Raw genomic sequence first — 3,967 nt, 5'->3', positions numbered from 1 at the left:
ACCACGCCTGCCCGGTGCTGTAACGCGGTTGGAGCGCGTATCACCTCTCCTGCTTCAACGTCATGGCGGACGATCGCTCCGGCACCGATCTTCGCCCGCCTTCCGACGCGGATCGGTCCGAGAAGCACGGCGTTTGCGCCGATGACCACCCCGTCCGCGATCGTGGGATGGCGCTTGCCGCGGCAGCGCGAGGTGGCTCCGATCACGACACCGGAGTACATGTGGACGTCGTCGCCGATCACCGCCGTCTCCCCGATCACGACCCCCATCCCGTGGTCGATCACCACGCGCCTTCCGATCAGCGCGCCGGGGTGGATCTCCACCCCGGTCCGCCTCCGAACGATATGGGCGATAAAGCGCGCGAGGAGCTTGAACCCGTGCTTCCACAGGAAGTGATTTATCCGATGCGCCCACAGGGCGTGCATCCCGGGATAGCAGAGGAGCACTTCCAGAAAGTGGCGCGCCGCCGGATCGCGGGCCTGCACCGCGCGTACGTCCTCACGTATTCGCCGCAGCATCCCCCACCTCCCACAGATCCGTGGATAGGTAGCGCTCGCCGGTGTCGGGAAGGACGACGACGATCGTCTTCCCCGTGTGCTCCTCCTGTTTCGCCACCTGAAGGGCGGCCCACACCGCCGCTCCGGACGAGATTCCGGCGAAGATCCCCTCCTCCCGGCTCAATCGGCGCGCCGTCTCGGGACGATCGTCTTACCCGCATTCTCCTCGCGTTTCGCCACCTGGAGGGCGGCCCATACCGCCGCTCCGGACGAGATCCCGGCGAAGATCCTCTCCTCCCGGCCCAATCGGCGCGCCGTCTCGGCTGCGTCGGCGTCGGAGACCGCGATCACCTCATCGAGAAGCCCCTGATCCAGCACCGCGGGGATGAACCCGGCTCCGATCCCCTGGATCCGGTGCTTCCCGGTCTTTCCCTCGCTCAAAAGCGGCGAGCCGGCCGGCTCGACCCCGATGATCCGCAGGTTCGGGTTGCGCGATCGGAGGAACCTCCCCGTACCGGTTATTGTTCCTCCGGTTCCGATCCCAGCGACGAGGACGTCGACCTCTCCATCAGTATCGCGCCAGATCTCCGGGCCGGTCGTCTGTTCGTGGATCCGGGGATTCGCCGGGTTTTCGAACTGGTTCGGCATGAACGCCCCCGGAGTCGCGGCAAGGAGCCTTCTCGCCTCCTCCACCGCCCCCTTCATCCCAAGGTCTCCCGGTGTGAGGATTACCTCTGCCCCGAGCGCTTGCAGGATCCGCCGCCGCTCGGCGCTCATCGTCTCGGGCATCGTCAAAACGAGTCGGTAGCCGCGCACCGCGCACACGAACGCGAGGCCGATCCCGGTGTTACCCGAGGTCGACTCGATGACGGTGGCCCCTGGTTTCAGCAGGCCGCGCCTCTCGGCGTCGGTGATCATCGCCCATGCGATTCTGTCCTTGACGCTCCCCATTGGGTTGAACGATTCGAGCTTGGCAAGCAGTCGAACGTCCCCTTCGACCGACCGATTTATCCGCACAAGCGGGGTATTGCCGATTGAATCTAAGATTGAATTCGTAACGATCATACCTGCTCCTTCAGTGGCGCAAAACGGTCCCGTCCGGCACTGATCCGCCGGGAGAATCAGGAAGATGGGAAAAGGTTAACCTGGAGTTTGCTTCTCTAGCGCGTACAAATAAAGGAGGTGAGGTGACAACAAACGCGACCACCTACAAAGGGCTTGATCGGATCAGGCATCGTCATTTTGCTCACCTCCGGCTAGGTATTTTGTGATCTCACGATACAGTACCTATACCGGCTTGTCAAGGCAATCGGCAGACCTTGGACGTGCGTTCATCTGCATCCGCCTTTACAATCATGCCATGATTTCCTCGAGTGCAACTGCTGCGCGTACGAAGATTGTCGCCACCATCGGGCCGGCGTGCCGGAACGAGGAGGTCCTGCGCGGCCTGATTCGCGCCGGGATGGATGTGGCCCGACTCAACATGTCCCATGGGACCCACGCCGAACACGCTGCCGACATCACGGCGATCCGCAGGCTCGCGGCCGAGGCGGGAGCCCCCGTGGCGATCATCGCCGACTTGCAGGGGCCAAAGCTGCGAATCGGTGCACTCGATCCCGACCCGCTTGTCCTCATGGATGGGATGCTCGCGTCTTCCCCCGGCCCCGGCGAGATTTCCCTCCCCCATCCCGAGCTGATCGCCGGGGTGCATCCCGGGGACAGGCTCCTCCTCGACGATGGAGAGATAGAATTGCGGGTGGAGGATAAGGGCCCCGGGCGGCTCGTCTGTCGGGTGATCGCCGGGGGGCTGCTCTACTCTCACAAGGGGATAGCCGCTCCGGGGGGAACCGGGTTATTGGATGCGCTTACGGAGAAGGACCGGAATGACGCCCGGTTCGCACTCGAACACGGGGTCGACTACCTCGCGTTGTCGTTCGTCCGGGCTGCCGCTGACATCCGGGCGCTGCGGGAGCTGGTGGAGGAGACGACCGGGGATAGGAACGCGGTTGGGATCATCGCTAAGATTGAGAAACGGGAGGCGCTCGACAACTTCGACGCCATCCTGGAGGAGAGCGATGCGGTGATGGTCGCCCGCGGCGATCTCGGGGTGGAGATCTCGGTGGAGGAGGTCCCTCTCGTCCAGAAAAAAATCATTCGCCGGTGCAACCGAGCCGGGATTCCGGTGATCACTGCGACGCAGATGCTACAATCGATGGTTACGGCACCCCGCCCGACAAGAGCGGAGGCGAGCGACGTTGCAAATGCGATCCTCGACGGGACGGACGCGGTGATGTTGTCCGGCGAGACGGCGGTCGGACGCTACCCGGTCAGGGCGGTGGAGGTGATGGACCGGATCGCGCGAATCGTCGAACCGCGGCTCTACCCCCGTTCTGACGATGACTTTGAACGGCTTCCCCATCGGCACCCGATCACCGACGCAATCAGCGACGCCACTGCCCGGATTGCCGACGAGCTCGCCGCTCGCCTGATCGTCACCTCCACGTTTAGCGGGTATACCGCCCGTCAGGTGGCGCGGGAGCGACCGCGCGTACCGATCGTGGCTCTTACTCCATCTGCTGCGACGTGCCGGAGGCTAACCTTGGTATGGGGAGTGCAACCGATCCAGGTTCCTGAATACGGCAATACTGATGAGATGCTGAAGCTGGTCCGGAAGACGCTCCTCGACCGCGGACTGGCGGAGAAGGATGACCTGGTCGTGGTTACCGGTGGCCTCCCGATCGGGGGTGGGGGAAAGACCAACTTCCTCAAAGTCCACCGTCTGTAACCGGTTTTCTCACCCCGCAAGAGTTGCAATGGCTTCGGCTCACTCCTTTGTCACCACCACGCTGTCGGAGGCCATGCAGCCGTCCGCCCCGGTGACCGTCAGAGTGTAAGTGTTCGGGGCGCTTACGGTTATGTCCTCCGTGTTCCCCACGATCCTCCCGCAGGCGTCCCTCCACGCGTAGGTGTAGGGGGGAGTTCCACCGGTTACCGTAGCGTCCAACGTTACCTCGGTGACGTCACATGTCAATACCCTGTCCGGACCGGCGTCGACCTGGGGCGGATCGATCGCCTCGATCACCTTGACCGTGTCGCTCGCCGAACAGCCGTTCGCTCCGGTCACGGTGACGGTGTAAACGCCGGGGAGTTCGACCGTTATGTCCGCGGTAGTCCCGATCTCGTTTCCGCAGTCGTCGGTCCAGACGATGCTGTACGGAGGATGTCCACCACTGATATCGACGTGGAGATAGGCCTTCTGTTCCGCGCAGGTGAGGAACTTATCCGGGCCCGCATCGAGCACTGGCGCAGCGAAGTCCTCGGCTACGATCACTGTATCGCTCGCCGAGCAGCCGTTGGCTCCGGTGACGGTGAGAGTATACACGCCGGGTTGGTCGACCGTGATCTCCCCTGTACCTGCCTCGCTCTCTATGATCTTGCCGTCAGGACCAGACCATTGATAGGTATACGGT

The 3,967-nt window shown here is 63.3% G+C and carries 4 protein-coding genes and 1 pseudogene; 1 reads left to right on the top strand and 4 read right to left on the bottom strand.

The window, feature by feature from the left end; genetic code table 11:
* From cysE to cysK, 3 genes and pseudogenes are all read right to left on the bottom strand, one after another.
* The coding region (gene cysE, locus J7J55_01300; GenBank protein ID MCD6141343.1) for a serine O-acetyltransferase at window positions 1-518 on the bottom strand (518 nt) is incomplete at its 3' end.
* Window positions 499-696: pseudogene (locus tag J7J55_01295) on the bottom strand (cysteine synthase A). The gene cysE and the pseudogene J7J55_01295, both read right to left, overlap by 20 nt.
* Window positions 678-1,562 carry a cysteine synthase A gene (gene cysK / locus J7J55_01290; protein ID MCD6141342.1) on the bottom strand — a complete coding sequence of 295 codons (885 nt, stop codon included), beginning with the start codon at window positions 1,560-1,562 and terminating at the stop codon, window positions 678-680. Before cysK ends, J7J55_01295 begins: the two are co-directional and overlap by 19 nt.
* A gap of 295 nt (window positions 1,563-1,857) precedes the next feature.
* On the opposite strand from cysK, the gene pyk reads away from it, so the two are divergent.
* Window positions 1,858-3,282 (top strand): pyruvate kinase, encoded by a 1,425-nt coding sequence (gene pyk, locus J7J55_01285; GenBank protein ID MCD6141341.1) that lies wholly within the window; start codon window positions 1,858-1,860, stop codon window positions 3,280-3,282.
* A gap of 39 nt (window positions 3,283-3,321) precedes the next feature.
* Here pyk and J7J55_01280 read toward each other — a convergent pair.
* On the bottom strand, window positions 3,322-3,967 hold a 646-nt coding region (locus J7J55_01280), incomplete at its 5' end, for a hypothetical protein (protein ID MCD6141340.1).

The sequence above is a fragment of the Candidatus Bipolaricaulota bacterium genome, from assembly GCA_021159055.1.
Lineage (GTDB): Bacteria > Bipolaricaulota > Bipolaricaulia > UBA7950 > UBA9294 > S016-54.
The sequence above is the reverse complement of the archived record's forward strand: the minus strand, read 5'-3'. Positions and strand labels throughout refer to the sequence as shown.